Source organism: Leptobacterium meishanense, from assembly GCF_037645805.1.
GTDB lineage: Bacteria > Bacteroidota > Bacteroidia > Flavobacteriales > Flavobacteriaceae > Leptobacterium_A > Leptobacterium_A meishanense.
In genome coordinates this window covers 200,607-215,132 of the sequence record NZ_JBBEXE010000005.1, presented here as the reverse complement: position 1 = coordinate 215,132, position 14,526 = coordinate 200,607, and the positions used below count along the sequence as shown (strand labels likewise).

The 14,526-nt window shown below is 34.2% G+C and carries 17 protein-coding genes; all 17 read left to right on the top strand.

Annotated features, from left to right (window positions below):
• The 17 genes from WBG21_RS06815 (at window position 1) to WBG21_RS06735 (ending at window position 14,515) form a co-directional block, all read left to right on the top strand.
• The gene (locus WBG21_RS06815; protein WP_340076146.1) at window positions 1-468 is read left to right on the top strand and encodes a CPBP family glutamic-type intramembrane protease; all 468 of its coding nucleotides are present in this window, start codon (window positions 1-3) and stop codon (window positions 466-468) included.
• Window positions 468-671 carry a hypothetical protein gene (locus WBG21_RS06810; RefSeq protein WP_340076144.1) on the top strand — a complete coding sequence of 68 codons (204 nt, stop codon included), beginning with the start codon at window positions 468-470 and terminating at the stop codon, window positions 669-671. Before WBG21_RS06815 ends, WBG21_RS06810 begins: the two co-directional genes overlap by 1 nt.
• Before the next feature lie 461 nt (window positions 672-1,132).
• Window positions 1,133-3,655, top strand: coding sequence for a type IX secretion system periplasmic lipoprotein PorW/SprE (gene porW, locus WBG21_RS06805; RefSeq protein ID WP_340076141.1), 2,523 nt, complete (start codon window positions 1,133-1,135; stop codon window positions 3,653-3,655).
• A gap of 28 nt (window positions 3,656-3,683) precedes the next feature.
• Window positions 3,684-4,091, top strand: a complete 408-nt coding sequence (locus WBG21_RS06800) for a bactofilin family protein (protein WP_340076139.1) — start codon at window positions 3,684-3,686, stop codon at window positions 4,089-4,091.
• Window positions 4,060-4,281, top strand: coding sequence for an AtpZ/AtpI family protein (locus WBG21_RS06795; protein ID WP_340076137.1), 222 nt, complete (start codon window positions 4,060-4,062; stop codon window positions 4,279-4,281). Before WBG21_RS06800 ends, WBG21_RS06795 begins: the two co-directional genes overlap by 32 nt.
• A gap of 2 nt (window positions 4,282-4,283) precedes the next feature.
• Entirely contained in the window at window positions 4,284-4,658 is a 375-nt protein-coding gene (locus tag WBG21_RS06790) for a DUF6168 family protein (protein ID WP_340076135.1), read from the top strand.
• Between the two features lie 72 nt (window positions 4,659-4,730).
• Entirely contained in the window at window positions 4,731-5,849 is a 1,119-nt protein-coding gene (atpB, locus tag WBG21_RS06785) for a F0F1 ATP synthase subunit A (protein WP_340076133.1), read from the top strand.
• Between the two features lie 38 nt (window positions 5,850-5,887).
• A complete protein-coding gene (gene atpE, locus WBG21_RS06780; protein ID WP_303302503.1) occupies window positions 5,888-6,079 on the top strand; it encodes an ATP synthase F0 subunit C in 192 nt (63 codons plus the stop codon).
• Window positions 6,080-6,167: 88 nt separating this feature from the next.
• Complete coding sequence (locus tag WBG21_RS06775) at window positions 6,168-6,668, top strand: F0F1 ATP synthase subunit B (RefSeq protein ID WP_340076126.1); 501 nt, start codon at window positions 6,168-6,170, stop codon at window positions 6,666-6,668.
• A gap of 4 nt (window positions 6,669-6,672) precedes the next feature.
• Complete coding sequence (atpH, locus tag WBG21_RS06770; RefSeq protein ID WP_340076124.1) at window positions 6,673-7,221, top strand: ATP synthase F1 subunit delta; 549 nt, start codon at window positions 6,673-6,675, stop codon at window positions 7,219-7,221.
• A gap of 60 nt (window positions 7,222-7,281) precedes the next feature.
• Entirely contained in the window at window positions 7,282-8,862 is a 1,581-nt protein-coding gene (gene atpA, locus WBG21_RS06765; protein ID WP_340076122.1) for a F0F1 ATP synthase subunit alpha, read from the top strand.
• A gap of 73 nt (window positions 8,863-8,935) precedes the next feature.
• Window positions 8,936-9,799, top strand: coding sequence for an ATP synthase F1 subunit gamma (gene atpG, locus WBG21_RS06760; RefSeq protein WP_340076119.1), 864 nt, complete (start codon window positions 8,936-8,938; stop codon window positions 9,797-9,799).
• Window positions 9,800-9,960: 161 nt separating this feature from the next.
• Window positions 9,961-10,866, top strand: a complete 906-nt coding sequence (locus WBG21_RS06755) for a DUF6607 family protein (RefSeq protein ID WP_340076117.1) — start codon at window positions 9,961-9,963, stop codon at window positions 10,864-10,866.
• A 114-nt stretch (window positions 10,867-10,980) separates the two neighbouring features.
• On the top strand, window positions 10,981-11,478 hold the full coding sequence (locus WBG21_RS06750; protein WP_340076115.1) for a hypothetical protein: 498 nt from the start codon (window positions 10,981-10,983) through the stop codon (window positions 11,476-11,478).
• 78 nt (window positions 11,479-11,556) lie between these two features.
• Window positions 11,557-13,014 (top strand): oligosaccharide flippase family protein, encoded by a 1,458-nt coding sequence (locus WBG21_RS06745; protein ID WP_340076113.1) that lies wholly within the window; start codon window positions 11,557-11,559, stop codon window positions 13,012-13,014.
• Window positions 13,011-13,445 carry a dUTP diphosphatase gene (gene dut, locus WBG21_RS06740; protein ID WP_340076111.1) on the top strand — a complete coding sequence of 145 codons (435 nt, stop codon included), beginning with the start codon at window positions 13,011-13,013 and terminating at the stop codon, window positions 13,443-13,445. The genes WBG21_RS06745 and dut overlap by 4 nt, the downstream gene beginning before the upstream one ends.
• A gap of 59 nt (window positions 13,446-13,504) precedes the next feature.
• The gene (locus WBG21_RS06735) at window positions 13,505-14,515 is read left to right on the top strand and encodes a sugar phosphate nucleotidyltransferase (protein ID WP_340076108.1); all 1,011 of its coding nucleotides are present in this window, start codon (window positions 13,505-13,507) and stop codon (window positions 14,513-14,515) included.
• The last annotated feature ends 11 nt before the right edge of the window (window positions 14,516-14,526 follow it).

The window sequence follows — 14,526 nt, the reverse complement described above, 5'->3', positions numbered from 1 at the left end:
ATGAAAAAATATTTGAAGGTAATATTAATTTATACCTTTATTGGGTTTCTTCCTGATATCTTAAATGGTATATCTGAGTTATTTTTTGAGACATCTATTTCTTTTGACAATGAAGAAGTTCAAGGAATGAGTTTGATAGAAATAGTTTTTTTAACTATTATAGTTGGGCCAGTAATAGAAACGTTAATATTTCAAGCGTTGTTAATATGGGGATTATTAAAAGTTAAATTTTTAAGAAATAATGAATGGATGTTAATATTAATTTGTGGATTAGTTTTTGGACTTTCTCACGGCTATTCAACACAACATATTGTGTTTGCTACATACGGAGGAGTTATATTAGCACATTTATACATAAAGATGTTTAATCTTTTAAATCATAAAAAAGCAATATTAATAACCACGATGGTTCATTTATTGAGGAATTTATTAATATTTATCATGGTTGATTTGTTAAAACTATTTTAATGAAAAAACAAAAGAACCTATTTTTGATAGGCTTTGGAATAATTGCAGTTTTAGATTTTATAGAACCTATTATTTATCCAAAAGAAGCCTATGTTATTTTTTCGTATACCGTTCCTAAATTATTATATATAACATATAAGTTTTTGATTGCTGTTATTTTATTATGGGGAGGAATAAACTATAAAGGCAAAAATCAAACGTAATAATTATAAATCAGCGAAATACACATAAGTATATATATTCTTACCAACACCCACCCTCTCACTTTTCGAACGTTCCGGATGTTTCGCAACACATAATTCATAACCAATAGTTATAAAGATTGTCATAAAAGTAATAAAAATCTTTATTAAGATATAATTTTTAATTTTAACTTTTTGTAAGTTTATCAATAAAATTTTTAAAAACTTAAAAATATGAATTTCAATAAATTTCAAAATCAAGAATTAACTCATCAGGAATTGCATCAAATCACAGGAGGTTGGCAGCCTGAGATTGTTCCTGTAGGAGCAGAAGACAATTAATTATCAACCTTTTTTTGCAACCAAGAGACCGTCTAGTTTTTTAGACGGTTTTTTTTATTTCCTTTAAAAAAGAACAATTTTTATCACCTTACATACTAAATAGTTAGATTTGCAGTTAAACAAATCACAGTATTAGCCTTTTGAGAAAAATACAAAACATAACTTTTGGAGTATTATTTATAAGCGCTTTTATAGGCTGCTCTACCAAAAAAGATGCTTTTATAAACAGAAATTGGCATGCGCTCAATACCAAATACAATGTGCTCTATAATGGCCATGTGGCTTTTGAAAAAGGGAAAGAAACCATAGAAACTTCTTATACTGATAATTTTTGGGAAACCCTTCCCATAGAACAGATGGAGATAAAGGAGACCATTACCCTTTCTGACAGTCCTGAAAACCCCAATTTTGAAAGGGCAGAAGAAAAAGCGACCAAAGCCATTCAAAAACACGGAATGCACATCAGTAACAGGGAGCGGAACCCTCAGACAGATGAAGCCTATTTATTACTGGGAAAATCGCGTTATTATGACCAACGGTTTGTTCCGGCATTAGAAGCATTCAATTATGTACTCTATAAATATCCTGACAGTGATAAAATAGGAGAAGCCAGCGTGTGGAGAGAGAAAGTGAATATTCGGTTGGAAAACAATGAATTGGCGATAAAAAATTTAAAGCGCTTACTAAAACAAGAAAGATTGCAGGATCAAACCTATGCAGATGCTACAGCAGTAATGGCACAAGCTTATATCAATTTAAAATACTTGGACAGTGCAGCACAAGAACTTAAAATAGCGGCCGCATATACTCGAAAGAATAAAGAAAAAGGGAGGTATTATTACATTTTAGGGCAACTTTATAATGAATTAGGGCATAAAGACACTGCCAACATGGCTTTTGACAAGGTGATTAACTTGAACAGAAAAGCTCCCCGGGCTTATATGATTAATGCCTATATTGAAAAAATCAAAAATTTTGACTCGGAGACAGGCGATAAAGAATTGTTATATGAAACATTGACAGATTTAGAAAAAAACAGGGAAAACCGTCCTTTTTTAGATAAAATATACCGGCAGGTAGCCCTTTTTCATTTAGAGAATGATTCTATTGATTTGGCAAAAAACTATTTCAACAAATCCTTACAAGAAAGTACGCCTGACGAATTTCTTAAAGCATTGAATTATGAAGATTTAGCTACCATTTATTTCGATGTTGCCAGTTATAAAGAAGCCGGAGCTTATTACGATAGTACCCTTACCAACCTTAAAGAAAAAACTAAAAAACACCGAACAATATCCAGAAAAAGAAAAAACTTAGAAGATGTTATTAAATATGAAGCGATAGTACAAAAGAATGACAGCATTTTATACATTCTTTCACTTTCTGAAGAGGGACAGACAGCCTATTATGAAAAATATATTGCTGATATAAAAGCCAAAGAGATTGCTGAAGCCGAAAAACTAGCGACAGAAAAACAACAAACAGGGATAGCTAATACATTCAATAACAAAACAAGCAATAACACTACAAGGGAAAACTTCTACTTCTATAATACAATAGCAGTAGGGTATGGAAAAAATGAATTTAGAAAAACATGGGGTAACCGGAAATTAGAGGACAATTGGCGTTTATCCAACAGAACAACTACCACTAATATTGGGACTCCTCAAAACACAATAACAGCAAATACAGAAGTAGAAGACATATATGATGTAAACGCATATTTGGACAAACTGCCAAAAGCACAACAAGAAATAGACAGTATCAAAAAAGAAAGAGATTTTTCATATTATCAATTAGGCCTTATCTATAAAGAAAAATTCAAAGAATATGAACTGGCCTCAAAAAAGCTAGAAACATTATTGAAAAACCAACCCGAAGAAAAATTGATCTTACCTTCAAAGTACAATTTGTACAAAATATACGAAGTGACTGAAAACGAAACAAAAGCATTTGCAATAAAGCAAGATATTATAACCAACCACTCTGCTTCTCGGTATGCAGAAATATTACAGAACCCACAAGCAGTATTATCAACAGATGAGAACAGTCCCGATGCGCGTTATACAAACTTATATAAGCTATATGAAGCCCAGAAATATGAAGAGGTTATTTCTCTTGCCGAACAGTATATTAGGATATATACAGGAGATGCTGAGGCTTCTCGATTTGAATTATTAAAAGCGAATGCTGTAGGACGATTAGAGGGGTTGGAAGCCTATGATGAAGCATTAAACTATGTGGCCCTCAATTATCCGAATGATGAATTTGGAAAAGCAGCACAAAAAATAATAGATGAATCAATTACAAAATTGAAAAACAATCAATTTAATGATGCTGACCCACAAGAAAAATGGAAACTTATATTCCCTTTTAATAAACAAGATACCACAACCATATCAAAACTTCAAAAAACAATAGAAAAAGCACTTTCAGACCTTAAATATAATGAGTTGTTCATTTCTAAAGATGTATATGATAGAGCTGAAACATTTATAGTAGTACATGGTTTTAGAACAAAAGAAAGGGCATTAGGCTTTGCAGAACTCTTAAAAATAAACAAAGAATATAAAATTAATGAACAGAATTTTGTAATTTCGACATCCAACTATAAAACACTACAAATACATAAAAACAAAAAAGAATACTTAGAAACCAAATAATAAAAACCTAACTTTAAATTTAGCCCCCATGTTTTCAGAAAGTAAAAGTAAGCAAACAGTCTCAACTTCGGGACAACCTAATCGAATTGGACAAAAAACAAAAATCAAAGGAGAGATTCTTTCAGAAGGCGATTTCCGTATTGATGGTGAATTAAATGGAGATGTCAAAACTTCCGGAAAAGTTGTTATTGGAAAAGAAGGCTACATCAATGGAAAAGTAGAATGCGCCAATGCAGACATTGAAGGGAAATTTTCTGGAGAATTAACAGTTATCAATATCCTTTCATTAAAATCAGGATCCAGTGTGGAAGGCAATATTGTTATTGGCAAACTTGCAGTAGAGCCCGGAGCCTCTTTTAATGCTACATGCAGTATGAGGAACCCTTCAATTAAATCATTAAATAATGAGCGGCCAGAAACCGAAAAAGCCGTATAACAAATTCCTTATTTTAACTGGAGTAGCCCTCCAAATGGGGCTAACAATATATCTAATGGCTTATTTAGGTAAGTGGTTGGATGAGAATTATAATGCCGGAAATAAACGATATATAATTATTTTTACCTTACTGGGTGTTGGGATAGCACTATTTAATGTTGTGAGGCAAACCAATAAGTTGAATAAATAATTATGGCAAAAAGTTTTACAATACGGTTAATTATAATTCTTGTTTTAGTTTTTTTTATACACATTGGAGTTCTCTTTAAACTAGAAGCCCCTCCTTATGAAAATGCAATTATCTTATCCTACACAGTAAATTTTTTAGCTGCTTTTAGTATTTATAGCATCATTTATTTAGTGAGAGAAAAATATAAAAACCAGCTAGGCTTTATTTTCATAACAGGGAGTGGATTAAAATTCCTGCTTTTTTTCATCTTTTTTTACCCACTCTATAAGCAAGACGAGACTATTACCACACTAGAGTTTTCTGCATTTTTTGTTCCATATGCAACCTGCTTAATAGTTGAGGTTTTAGGAATTGCAAAATTGTTAAACAAACAATGAAAATTGTTTTTTGATTTTAATAGAAAAACGTACATTTGCACCGATTTTTAGGCCACCATTATAGTTAGCAGGATGCAAAAAAAAATAACGGTTAAGTTCATCACACTTTTAGCGGCTTTACTATCCTTAACCGCTTATAGTAAGGATAAACAAGAGAAGGGCGATATAAAGTCTGAAATTAAAGAATATATCAACCATCACTTACTGGATTCTCACGATTTTAGCTTAACGACATATACTAATACCGAAGACGAAACCATACACGTTGGATTTCCGCTTCCGGTAATCCTCTGGGACAATGGTTTAAAAGTCTTTTCTTCTGCTAAATTCCACCATGGAGAAAGTGTGGCACAAGTAGGGAGCAGCTATTATACACTATACCATAATAAAATATACAAAACGGATGCACAGGGAACTATTGAGTATGATGAAGAGCATCACCCAACCAATGCGAAACCGCTAGATTTTTCCATCACTAAAAATGTTGCAATGATCTTTTTAGTGGGTTTATTAATGCTTTTCTTATTTAAAGGACTGGCAAAATCTTATGCTAAGAACAATGGCATTGCCAAAGGAATTGGGCGTTTCTTTGAGCCTATTGTACTATATATTCGTGATGAGATAGCCGTTCCGAATATTGGTGAAAAGAAGTATAAAAAGTACATGCCCTACTTATTGACTGTGTTCTTTTTTGTTTGGTTTATCAATTTATTGGGCTTAACACCGTTGGGAGTGAATGTAACCAACAGTATTTCAGTAACCATAGCCCTGGCATTAATGACATTTTTATTAACCAATTTAACAGGGACAAAAGACTATTGGAAACACATTTTTGACCCATTAGGGCATTCCATGCCATGGTATGGAAAATTACCTATTTATATCATATTGGTCCCTATTGAAATATTAGGGCTTTTCATTAAGCCATTTGCATTATTGATACGTTTGTATGCAAATATTAAGGCAGGACATATTGTATTGATGAGCTTGATAGGCTTGATGTTTATTTTTAAGAGCTGGATAGGTAGCCCGTTATCATTTGGATTGGCTTTTGCCATTTCGTTGATTGAGTTATTAGTTGCACTATTACAAGCATATATTTTTACTATGTTGTCAGCATTGTACTTTGGTTTTGCTAGCGAAACCCATGAACATGCTGAAGAACATGACGGGGAAGTACAACATTTGTAATATGAAATTTGAACGTTTAATTTTTTAAATATATATCTATGGAAATTCCAGTAATGGTAGGTGCAGGTTTAGTAGTAATTGGAGTAGGTATCGGGATTGGTAAAATTGGAGGTAGCGCAATGGAAGCTATCGCTCGCCAGCCGGAAGCTACAGGGAAAATTCAAACTGCGATGCTTATTGCAGCTGCTTTAATTGAAGGTATTGGGTTTGCTGCATTGTTTGCAGTATAACCAAAACCATTAAAACAAAGTTGTAACGGTTGGTTACAACTTTGTTTTCACTATTAAAATTAAAAAGACTCGACAGTATAAATAGATTATGGAAAAGTTAATAGAAGAATTTTCAATAGGCTTGTTTTTCTGGCAAAGTATCTTGTTTTTGGCATTAGTTTTCTTGCTAAGAAAATTTGCTTGGAAACCCATTCTTAATGCAGTTAATGAAAGAGAAGAAGGCATCAAAAATGCATTGGCAGAAGCAGAAAATGCCCGTAAAGAAATGCAAAACATATCTGCAGATAATGAACGCATTCTTAAAGAAGCTCGTGGTGAACGAGAAACATTGCTTAAAGAAGCCCGTGAATTAAAAGATAAAATTATCTCAGATGCTAAAAATCAAGCACAAGGAGAAGCAGATAAAATTATCAAGCAGGCACAAGCAACTATTGAAAGCGAAAAACAAGCAGCCATAGCAGACCTTAAAAATCAAGTAGCTAACTTGTCTATTGACATTGCAGAAAAGGTAATCCGAGAAGAGTTGTCAGACAAGAAAAAACAGCTACAATTTGTAGAAGGGATGTTAGAAGACGTTAAGCTAAACTAAAAAAATGGCCGGATCTAGAGCAGCAATACGATATGCGAAAGCAGTGCTGAGTTTAGCACGAGATAAAGCAGTAGCAGAGGTAATCCATAAAGATATGGAACTGATAAGTAAAACAGTTGCCAACAGTGATGATTTACAGATGTTGTTGCAAAATCCTGTTATAAATCCCGAAGAAAAAAAGGAAGCCTTAAAAAGAGTATTTTCTCAAATACACGAAATATCTACAGGACTTATTGATTTATTAGCAGCCAACAAAAGAATTGAGCTTTTAGCAGAAGTGGCTAAAAAATACAATTCCTTGTATGATGAATGGAAAGGCGAAGAATTGGCAGTTGTTACCACAGCAGTGCCCTTATCTGGAGACCTTGAAAAAAAGGTGCTTGAGAACATTAAAAAATTCACAAAAAACAAAGTCACTATTCAAAACGAAGTAGATGAAAGTATTATTGGGGGTTTTATACTTCGTTTGGGGGATTTACAATACAATGCAAGTGTCGCCGACAAATTAGATAATTTAAAAAGGACATTTAATAACAGTTCATATAGTTCATAATTATAAAGAAAGCCGTGTCAGCTATTTTTAGCTAATACCTGAAATCTAAATACAAAAGAAATGGCAGAAGTTAAAGCCGCTGAAGTATCAGCAATATTAAAAAAACAACTATCGGGATTTGAAGCCTCTGCTTCCTTAGACGAAGTAGGGACTGTACTGCAAGTAGGGGATGGAATCGCACGTGTGTTTGGACTTTCCAATGCACAATACGGAGAATTAGTAGAATTTGATTCTGGTTTAGAGGGGATTGTTCTTAACCTGGAAGAAGATAATGTAGGTATTGTATTGTTAGGGCCCTCCAAAGAAATTAAGGAAGGAGATACCGTAAAACGCACCCAACGTATTGCTTCCATCAAAGTAGGAGAAGAAATGGTAGGCCGGGTAGTAGATACTTTAGGAAACCCAATAGATGGTAAAGGGCCTATAAGTGGAGAACTGTATGAAATGCCATTAGAGCGCAAAGCGCCTGGTGTTATCTTTCGTCAACCCGTAAACGAACCTTTACAGACAGGTATAAAATCAGTAGATGCGATGATTCCTGTAGGGAGAGGCCAACGAGAATTAGTCATTGGTGACCGCCAGACAGGAAAAACAACTGTGTGTATTGATACCATTATCAACCAGAAAGAATTTTATGATGCGGGAGAGCCTGTATTCTGTATCTATGTAGCGATAGGGCAAAAAGCATCTACCGTTGCTGGGATTGCAAAAACATTGGAAGATAAAGGCGCAATGGCATACACAGTGATTGTTGCTGCAAATGCTTCAGACCCTGCGCCGATGCAAGTATATGCACCTTTCGCGGGAGCAGCTATCGGAGAGTATTTCCGTGATACCGGAAGGCCGGCATTAATTGTATATGACGACCTTTCTAAACAAGCTGTTGCTTACCGTGAAGTATCTTTATTATTACGTCGTCCACCAGGACGGGAGGCATATCCCGGAGACGTATTCTACCTTCATTCAAGATTACTAGAACGTGCTGCCAAGGTGATTGCAGATGATGCTATTGCAAAGAACATGAACGACCTTCCGGAAGCATTGAAATCTATTGTAAAAGGAGGCGGATCGTTAACTGCGTTGCCGATTATTGAAACACAAGCAGGAGATGTATCAGCATATATCCCAACCAATGTAATTTCGATTACTGATGGACAAATATTCTTAGAGTCTGACTTATTCAACTCGGGAGTACGTCCGGCGATCAATGTGGGAATCTCTGTATCCCGTGTAGGAGGATCGGCTCAGATCAAATCAATGAAGAAAGTAGCAGGAACCTTAAAATTGGATCAAGCACAATTCCGTGAATTGGAAGCATTTGCTAAGTTTGGTTCTGATCTTGATGCGGCAACTTTAAATGTTATTGAGAAAGGGAAAAGAAATGTAGAGATTTTAAAACAAGCTCAAAATGACCCTTTTACAGTAGAAGATCAAGTAGCAATCATTTATGCAGGTTCTAAAAATCTATTGAGAGATGTGCCAGTAGAAAAAGTAAAAGAATTTGAAAGGGACTATCTAGAAGTGTTAAATGCAAAATATAGAAATGTGTTAGATACACTAAAAGCAGGAAAATTAACAGATGAAGTTACCGATACATTAACAGCGGTAGCAAAAGATCTTTCAGCAAAGTATAAGGCATAAATAGATTTTAGTATTGATTAATGAGACTTTTTTATCCTCATTACTGAATACTCAATACTAAACATTTGAAAAAATGGCAAACTTAAAAGAAATACGGAATAGAATAACATCGGTAAAATCGACTATGCAGATTACCAGTGCCATGAAAATGGTTTCTGCAGCCAAGTTGAAAAAAGCCCAGGATGCCATTACAGCTATGCGGCCGTATGCCAATAAGTTAACAGAGCTGTTACAAAATTTAAGTGCATCGTTAGATGCCGATAATGGTAGTAAGTTTAGCACAGACCGAGACGTAAAGAATGTGCTTGTTGTTGCCATTACATCCAACAGGGGGTTATGTGGAGCCTTCAATTCCAACATTATAAAAGAAGCGCATAGACTTGCCAAAGAAGCGTATGCTGATAAGCAAGTTCATTTTATCACTATTGGAAAGAAAGGGAATGATATTCTCAAAAAATCATATACTGTTGTAGAAAATAATAATGAGGTATTTGATGATTTAACCTTTGAGAATGTGGCAACGATTGCAGAAAAATTGATGCAGTTGTTTGTTGAAGGAACCTATGATAAAATAGCCCTTGTTTATAATAAATTTAAAAATGCAGCAACACAAGTTGTTACAAAAGAACAATTTTTACCAATAGTTGCTTCAGAAGGAGAGGGAACAAGCGCTAATTCAGATTATGTTTTTGAACCTTCTGCAGCGGAAATTGTAGAAACATTAATTCCAAAATCATTAAAGACACAACTATATAAAGCAGTAAGAGATTCCTTTGCCTCAGAACATGGAGCACGGATGACAGCTATGCACAAAGCAACAGACAATGCAGGAGAGTTAAGAGATTCATTAACGCTTATATATAACAAAGCTCGACAGGCTGCTATCACAAATGAAATTCTTGAAATTGTAGGTGGGGCAGAAGCACTTAATAACTAATAACTAGTTAATTGATCTTCGTTTATTATTTACATTCTTATTTATAATATCATCTTGAATAAATAGACTAAAGTTATTTGTATTAATTCTAAATAGAGAATATATTTGCAACACTATTTAGATTTATTCTAATTAAAAATAACTTTAATATATTTATTAACATGAAACAAATAGCAGTATTTTTTACCGTTTTAATGCTAATCTCCTTAAACATAAATGCTCAAGTTAAAAAGAGAAAAGATCAAGAAGCCATTAAAAAAATGTGTGGATGTTATAAGGTTGGATTTAACTTTGCAGAAACTTTTAACTACGCAAAAGATTCAACCTATCAACCCTCTAAAGTAAAACATAGCAGAGGCTTAGAATGGGTTCAATTGGTAGAAGACAAAGAGAATAAAATTGTTATTCAACATTTATTGATCGTGGGAAATTCTGCGAAACCGTATATTGTTAAACATTGGAGGCAAGACTGGTTGTATGAAAACACAGATTTTTATATGTATGACTCAAATAATAAGTGGGATTATGTGAGTAAACCTAAAAATGAAATAGTAGGGCAATGGACACAAAAAGTGTATCAAGTAGACGATAGCCCACGTTATGAGGGTTCTGCCACTTGGGTACATGTTGACGGGAAAAGCTATTGGGAAAACACTACTGATGCACCCTTACCAAGACGGGAATTCACAAAGAGAAATGATTACAATGTTACCATTAGAAGGAACCGTCACGAAATTACTAATGAAGGCTGGGTACATAATCAGGATAATGATAAAGTAATTCGAAAGGCAGGAAAAGAAGATTTTGTTTTGGCACAGGAGAAAGGATATAATACCTATGTAAAGGTAGCTGATTCCAAGTGCCAGGCAGCCCAAGACTGGTGGGAAGAGCACAAGCTATTTTGGAGATCAGTTCGAAATAATTGGGAGCAAATATTTTCTCGAAAAAAAGAATTAGAATTAAAAATGAAAGTTGAAGGCAAAAGGTTATATGAATATTTATTTGATTTAGAGCTAACCTCAAAAAGTGAAAAAATAGAAAAAGTTGTCAATAAATTTGTTAAATAGCTATAACAATTCTATATAAATAAAATATCATTGCCTGATAAGATTCTTATCGGGCTTTTTTATTTTCTGGCATCAAAATTGGTTTGTATCTTTAAAAAACTAAAAATTAAGAGGATGAAAGCGTTTTGGTTGTACAGAAATTTCTTTTTTCTATCAGGAATCATGCTTGTGTTTTTAAATTGTTCAAGTTCACAAGTATTTCAAAAGAACCCTCCTTTTAAAATTAATGAAGTATATTCAGAAGAATGGGTGAATGGGACACAAGGTGGAGGCTATGGGGTAAACATACACGCATATCTTTTTGAAATAGCAGAAAATGTGGTAATAGATAGTTTGTTTTATGATGGAATGGGGACAAAATTAGAAGAACAAAAAGTAGATAAAGGGCTTTATTTTTTGGCATGGTACCTAAAAGAAAACTATAAAAAACCGGATCTTATAATGCATGAAGACCCTAAGAAGGAAGTCGGTAACACTGTCCCTGTAACACATAAAAAAATTCCTTTTGAACTAGAGAAGGACGAAGCCGTAATAAGCTATATAGAAAACGGAAATAAGAACTATTATAAAATAAAAGGGATAAAAAAGAAACCGGCTGTTCATTATCCGTAAGGGACAGTAAATATAAACTTTAATTTTTCATAACAAACTTATTCATAATAAACTAGAAAAACTTAATTGACCTTTTAATTGAATTCTATCCGGAAACTTTTTAAGCAAACTTTTATCTATGGCCTAGCCACAGTATTACCTAGGGTTTTAGCTTTAATTCTTACACCATTATACATTTCCGAACTCCCCAGAAGTGACTACGGAATTTACCAAAGCTTAATAGTATACTTAATCTTGGGGAATGTCGTTTTGTCGTATGGTATGGAAACCGCTTTTTTTCGGTTTATCAATAAAAGTGAACGAAAAGCCGAAGTACAAGCCACAGCATTAACCTCTATTTTAATCTCCTCCATTGTATTTATCTGTGCAGGGCTACTTTTTAGAGAAGCCATTGCAAACTGGCTAAACTATGAAGTAGACTTTATTATATACGCATTGCTCATTCTTTTTTTAGATGCGCTGGTTGTAATCCCATTCGCATGGTTTAGGAATCGTGAGATGCCTGTTAAGTACTCATTTATTAAAATTCTGAATGTTGTTATTAATCTTTGCTTAAACCTTTTCTTTTTCTTAGGATTGCCATTGCTTGTATCAAAAGAACCCTCTACAGCTATAGAGCACCTGACATTTGGCAATAAAGTACATTATATTTTTATTTCAAATTTAATAGCCAGTTTGGCAACCTTTCTCATATTAATACCAATCTATCGGCGGATCGGATTTGCCTTTGATAGGGTATTATGGAAAAAAATGTTCAGATACGCATTTCCTGTATTTATTGCCGGAATTGCATTTTCTATAAATGAAGGATTTGACAAATTGATACTCCGCTATATGCTTCCTGAAGACACTGCAGATACAGTTGTAGGCGTTTATGCCGCCTGTTATAAACTAGGGGTTTTTATGACGCTTTTTATTACCGCATTTAAATTGGGGGTGGAACCTTTTTTCTTTCATCATGCCAATAAGAAAAAAGCAAAAGAGACATATGCAAGCATCACCTTATATTTTACTATTTTTGGAACGTTTATTTTCTTATTTGTAGTAGTTTATACAGATATACTTAAATATATACTTTTACCTAATAAAGTCTATTGGGAAGCGCTATGGATTGTTCCATTTATACTTCTGGCAAACTTATGTTTAGGAATTTATCATAACCTTTCCGTTTGGTACAAGGTAACTGACAGAACAATATATGGAGCCTATATTTCAATAATAGGCGCTATCATCACATTAGCTGTAAACTTTACGCTTATTCCGATATTCAGCTATAAAGGGGCGGCTATTGCAACCTTATCGGCATATGGGAGCATGATGTTGATATCTTTCTTTTTAGGTCAAAAAAAGTACCCGATTCCTTACAACTTAAAAAAAATAGGGGCCTATATGATGACAGCTATATTATTTTCAGGACTTTCTTTTTATGTGTTCAATAGAAATATAATTATTGGTAGCGGTTTTCTTTTAGTATTTTTGGGGATGATTTATGGGTTTGAAAAAAAAGAACTAAAGAACATATTTTTTAAAAAATGACCGTAAAAATTATCAACCGATCCCAACATCCATTACCCGAATATGAAACAATTGCTTCTGCAGGAATGGATCTACGGGCGAATATTTCTGTCCCTATTGTATTACAACCACTAGAGCGGATGATCGTTAAAACAGGCTTATTCATAGAACTTCCCATTGGTTATGAAGCACAAGTAAGACCACGTAGTGGATTGGCTGCCAAAAAAGGGATAACAGTGTTAAATGCTCCGGGAACCATTGATGCCGATTATCGTGGGGAAATAGGGGTAATTCTAGTAAACCTGTCCAATGAGGAATTTACCATAGAAAATGGAGAGCGAATAGCCCAACTCGTTATTGCAAAGCATGAACGCGCCGAATGGCAATTGACAGAAGAACTATCTTCGACTGAAAGAGGTGCAGGAGGTTTTGGAAGTACTGGAGTGAAATGATCTAAAAACAGTTAATTATTACATCATTACATTTTTCAATCTATTGAACACATAGCAACATGAAAATTATTGTTCCGATGGCCGGAAGAGGTTCCCGGCTCAGGCCACACACATTGACCGTTCCCAAACCATTAATTCCTATTGCAGGAAAACCCATTGTACAGCGCCTGATAGAAGACATTGCAAATGTTATTCAACAAGACATTGAAGAAATTGCATTTATTATACAAGATGATTTTGGAGAAGAAATAGAAGAAAAATTAAAGGCAATTGCTAAAAGCTTGAATGCAACAGGGAAAATTTACTATCAGGACAGGCCATTAGGAACGGGGCATGCAATAATGTGCGCAAAAGAGTCGCTTTCAGGACCATGTGTAATAGCATATGCCGACACACTTTTTAGAGCAGATTTCAATATAGATTCGTCTGCAGATAGTGTTATTTGGGTAAAACAAGTAAATGACCCGTCTGCTTATGGAGTAGTAGAGCTTGACGATAAAAATAAAATAATTGGCTTGGCTGAAAAACCAAAAGAATTTGTTTCAGATTTAGCCGTTATAGGCATTTATTATTTTAAGGAAGGGAAGATATTAAAGCAAGCACTCCAAGAAGTGTTAGACAATAACATTATTCATGGAGGGGAGTATCAAATCAATGATGGTATATTGTCCATGATGAAAAAAGGCTTAAAATTTATACCTGGAGAAGTAAACGAATGGATGGATTGTGGCAACAAAGAGGTAACAGTAGCGACCAATACAAAAATGCTAGGCTTTTTACATCAAGAAAATGAGGAGCTGATTTCAAAAACGGTACAATTGGACAATGCAGAAATTATTTCTCCTTGTTATATTGGAGATGGGGTGAAACTTACCAATGCTACTGTAGGGCCATATGTCTCTTTAGGAGATGGCTGTGTAGTAGAAAACGCAAACGTTAAAAACAGCTTAATACAAACACAATCAATCATAAAAAATGCTAACTTAGAGAATGCAATGATTGGAAACCATGTAGTATTTGACGGAACATTTACACGGATAAGTATTGGAGATTATTCCGTTTTGGAATAATAGTTGAGTAT

Bases quoted from the DNA above. Each gene is read 5' to 3' on its own strand.
- WBG21_RS06815 (WP_340076146.1), top strand. From the start codon at position 1: ATGAAAAAATATTTGAAGGTAATATTAATTTATACCTTTATTGGGTTT.
- WBG21_RS06810 (WP_340076144.1), top strand. From the start codon at position 468: ATGAAAAAACAAAAGAACCTATTTTTGATAGGCTTTGGAATAATTGCA.
- WBG21_RS06800 (WP_340076139.1), top strand. From the start codon at position 3,684: ATGTTTTCAGAAAGTAAAAGTAAGCAAACAGTCTCAACTTCGGGACAA.
- WBG21_RS06795 (WP_340076137.1), top strand. From the start codon at position 4,060: ATGAGCGGCCAGAAACCGAAAAAGCCGTATAACAAATTCCTTATTTTA.
- WBG21_RS06790 (WP_340076135.1), top strand. From the start codon at position 4,284: ATGGCAAAAAGTTTTACAATACGGTTAATTATAATTCTTGTTTTAGTT.
- atpB (WP_340076133.1), top strand. From the start codon at position 4,731: ATGCAAAAAAAAATAACGGTTAAGTTCATCACACTTTTAGCGGCTTTA.
- atpE (WP_303302503.1), top strand. From the start codon at position 5,888: ATGGAAATTCCAGTAATGGTAGGTGCAGGTTTAGTAGTAATTGGAGTA.
- WBG21_RS06775 (WP_340076126.1), top strand. From the start codon at position 6,168: ATGGAAAAGTTAATAGAAGAATTTTCAATAGGCTTGTTTTTCTGGCAA.
- atpH (WP_340076124.1), top strand. From the start codon at position 6,673: ATGGCCGGATCTAGAGCAGCAATACGATATGCGAAAGCAGTGCTGAGT.
- atpA (WP_340076122.1), top strand. From the start codon at position 7,282: ATGGCAGAAGTTAAAGCCGCTGAAGTATCAGCAATATTAAAAAAACAA.
- atpG (WP_340076119.1), top strand. From the start codon at position 8,936: ATGGCAAACTTAAAAGAAATACGGAATAGAATAACATCGGTAAAATCG.
- WBG21_RS06755 (WP_340076117.1), top strand. From the start codon at position 9,961: ATGAAACAAATAGCAGTATTTTTTACCGTTTTAATGCTAATCTCCTTA.
- WBG21_RS06750 (WP_340076115.1), top strand. From the start codon at position 10,981: ATGAAAGCGTTTTGGTTGTACAGAAATTTCTTTTTTCTATCAGGAATC.
- dut (WP_340076111.1), top strand. From the start codon at position 13,011: ATGACCGTAAAAATTATCAACCGATCCCAACATCCATTACCCGAATAT.
- WBG21_RS06735 (WP_340076108.1), top strand. From the start codon at position 13,505: ATGAAAATTATTGTTCCGATGGCCGGAAGAGGTTCCCGGCTCAGGCCA.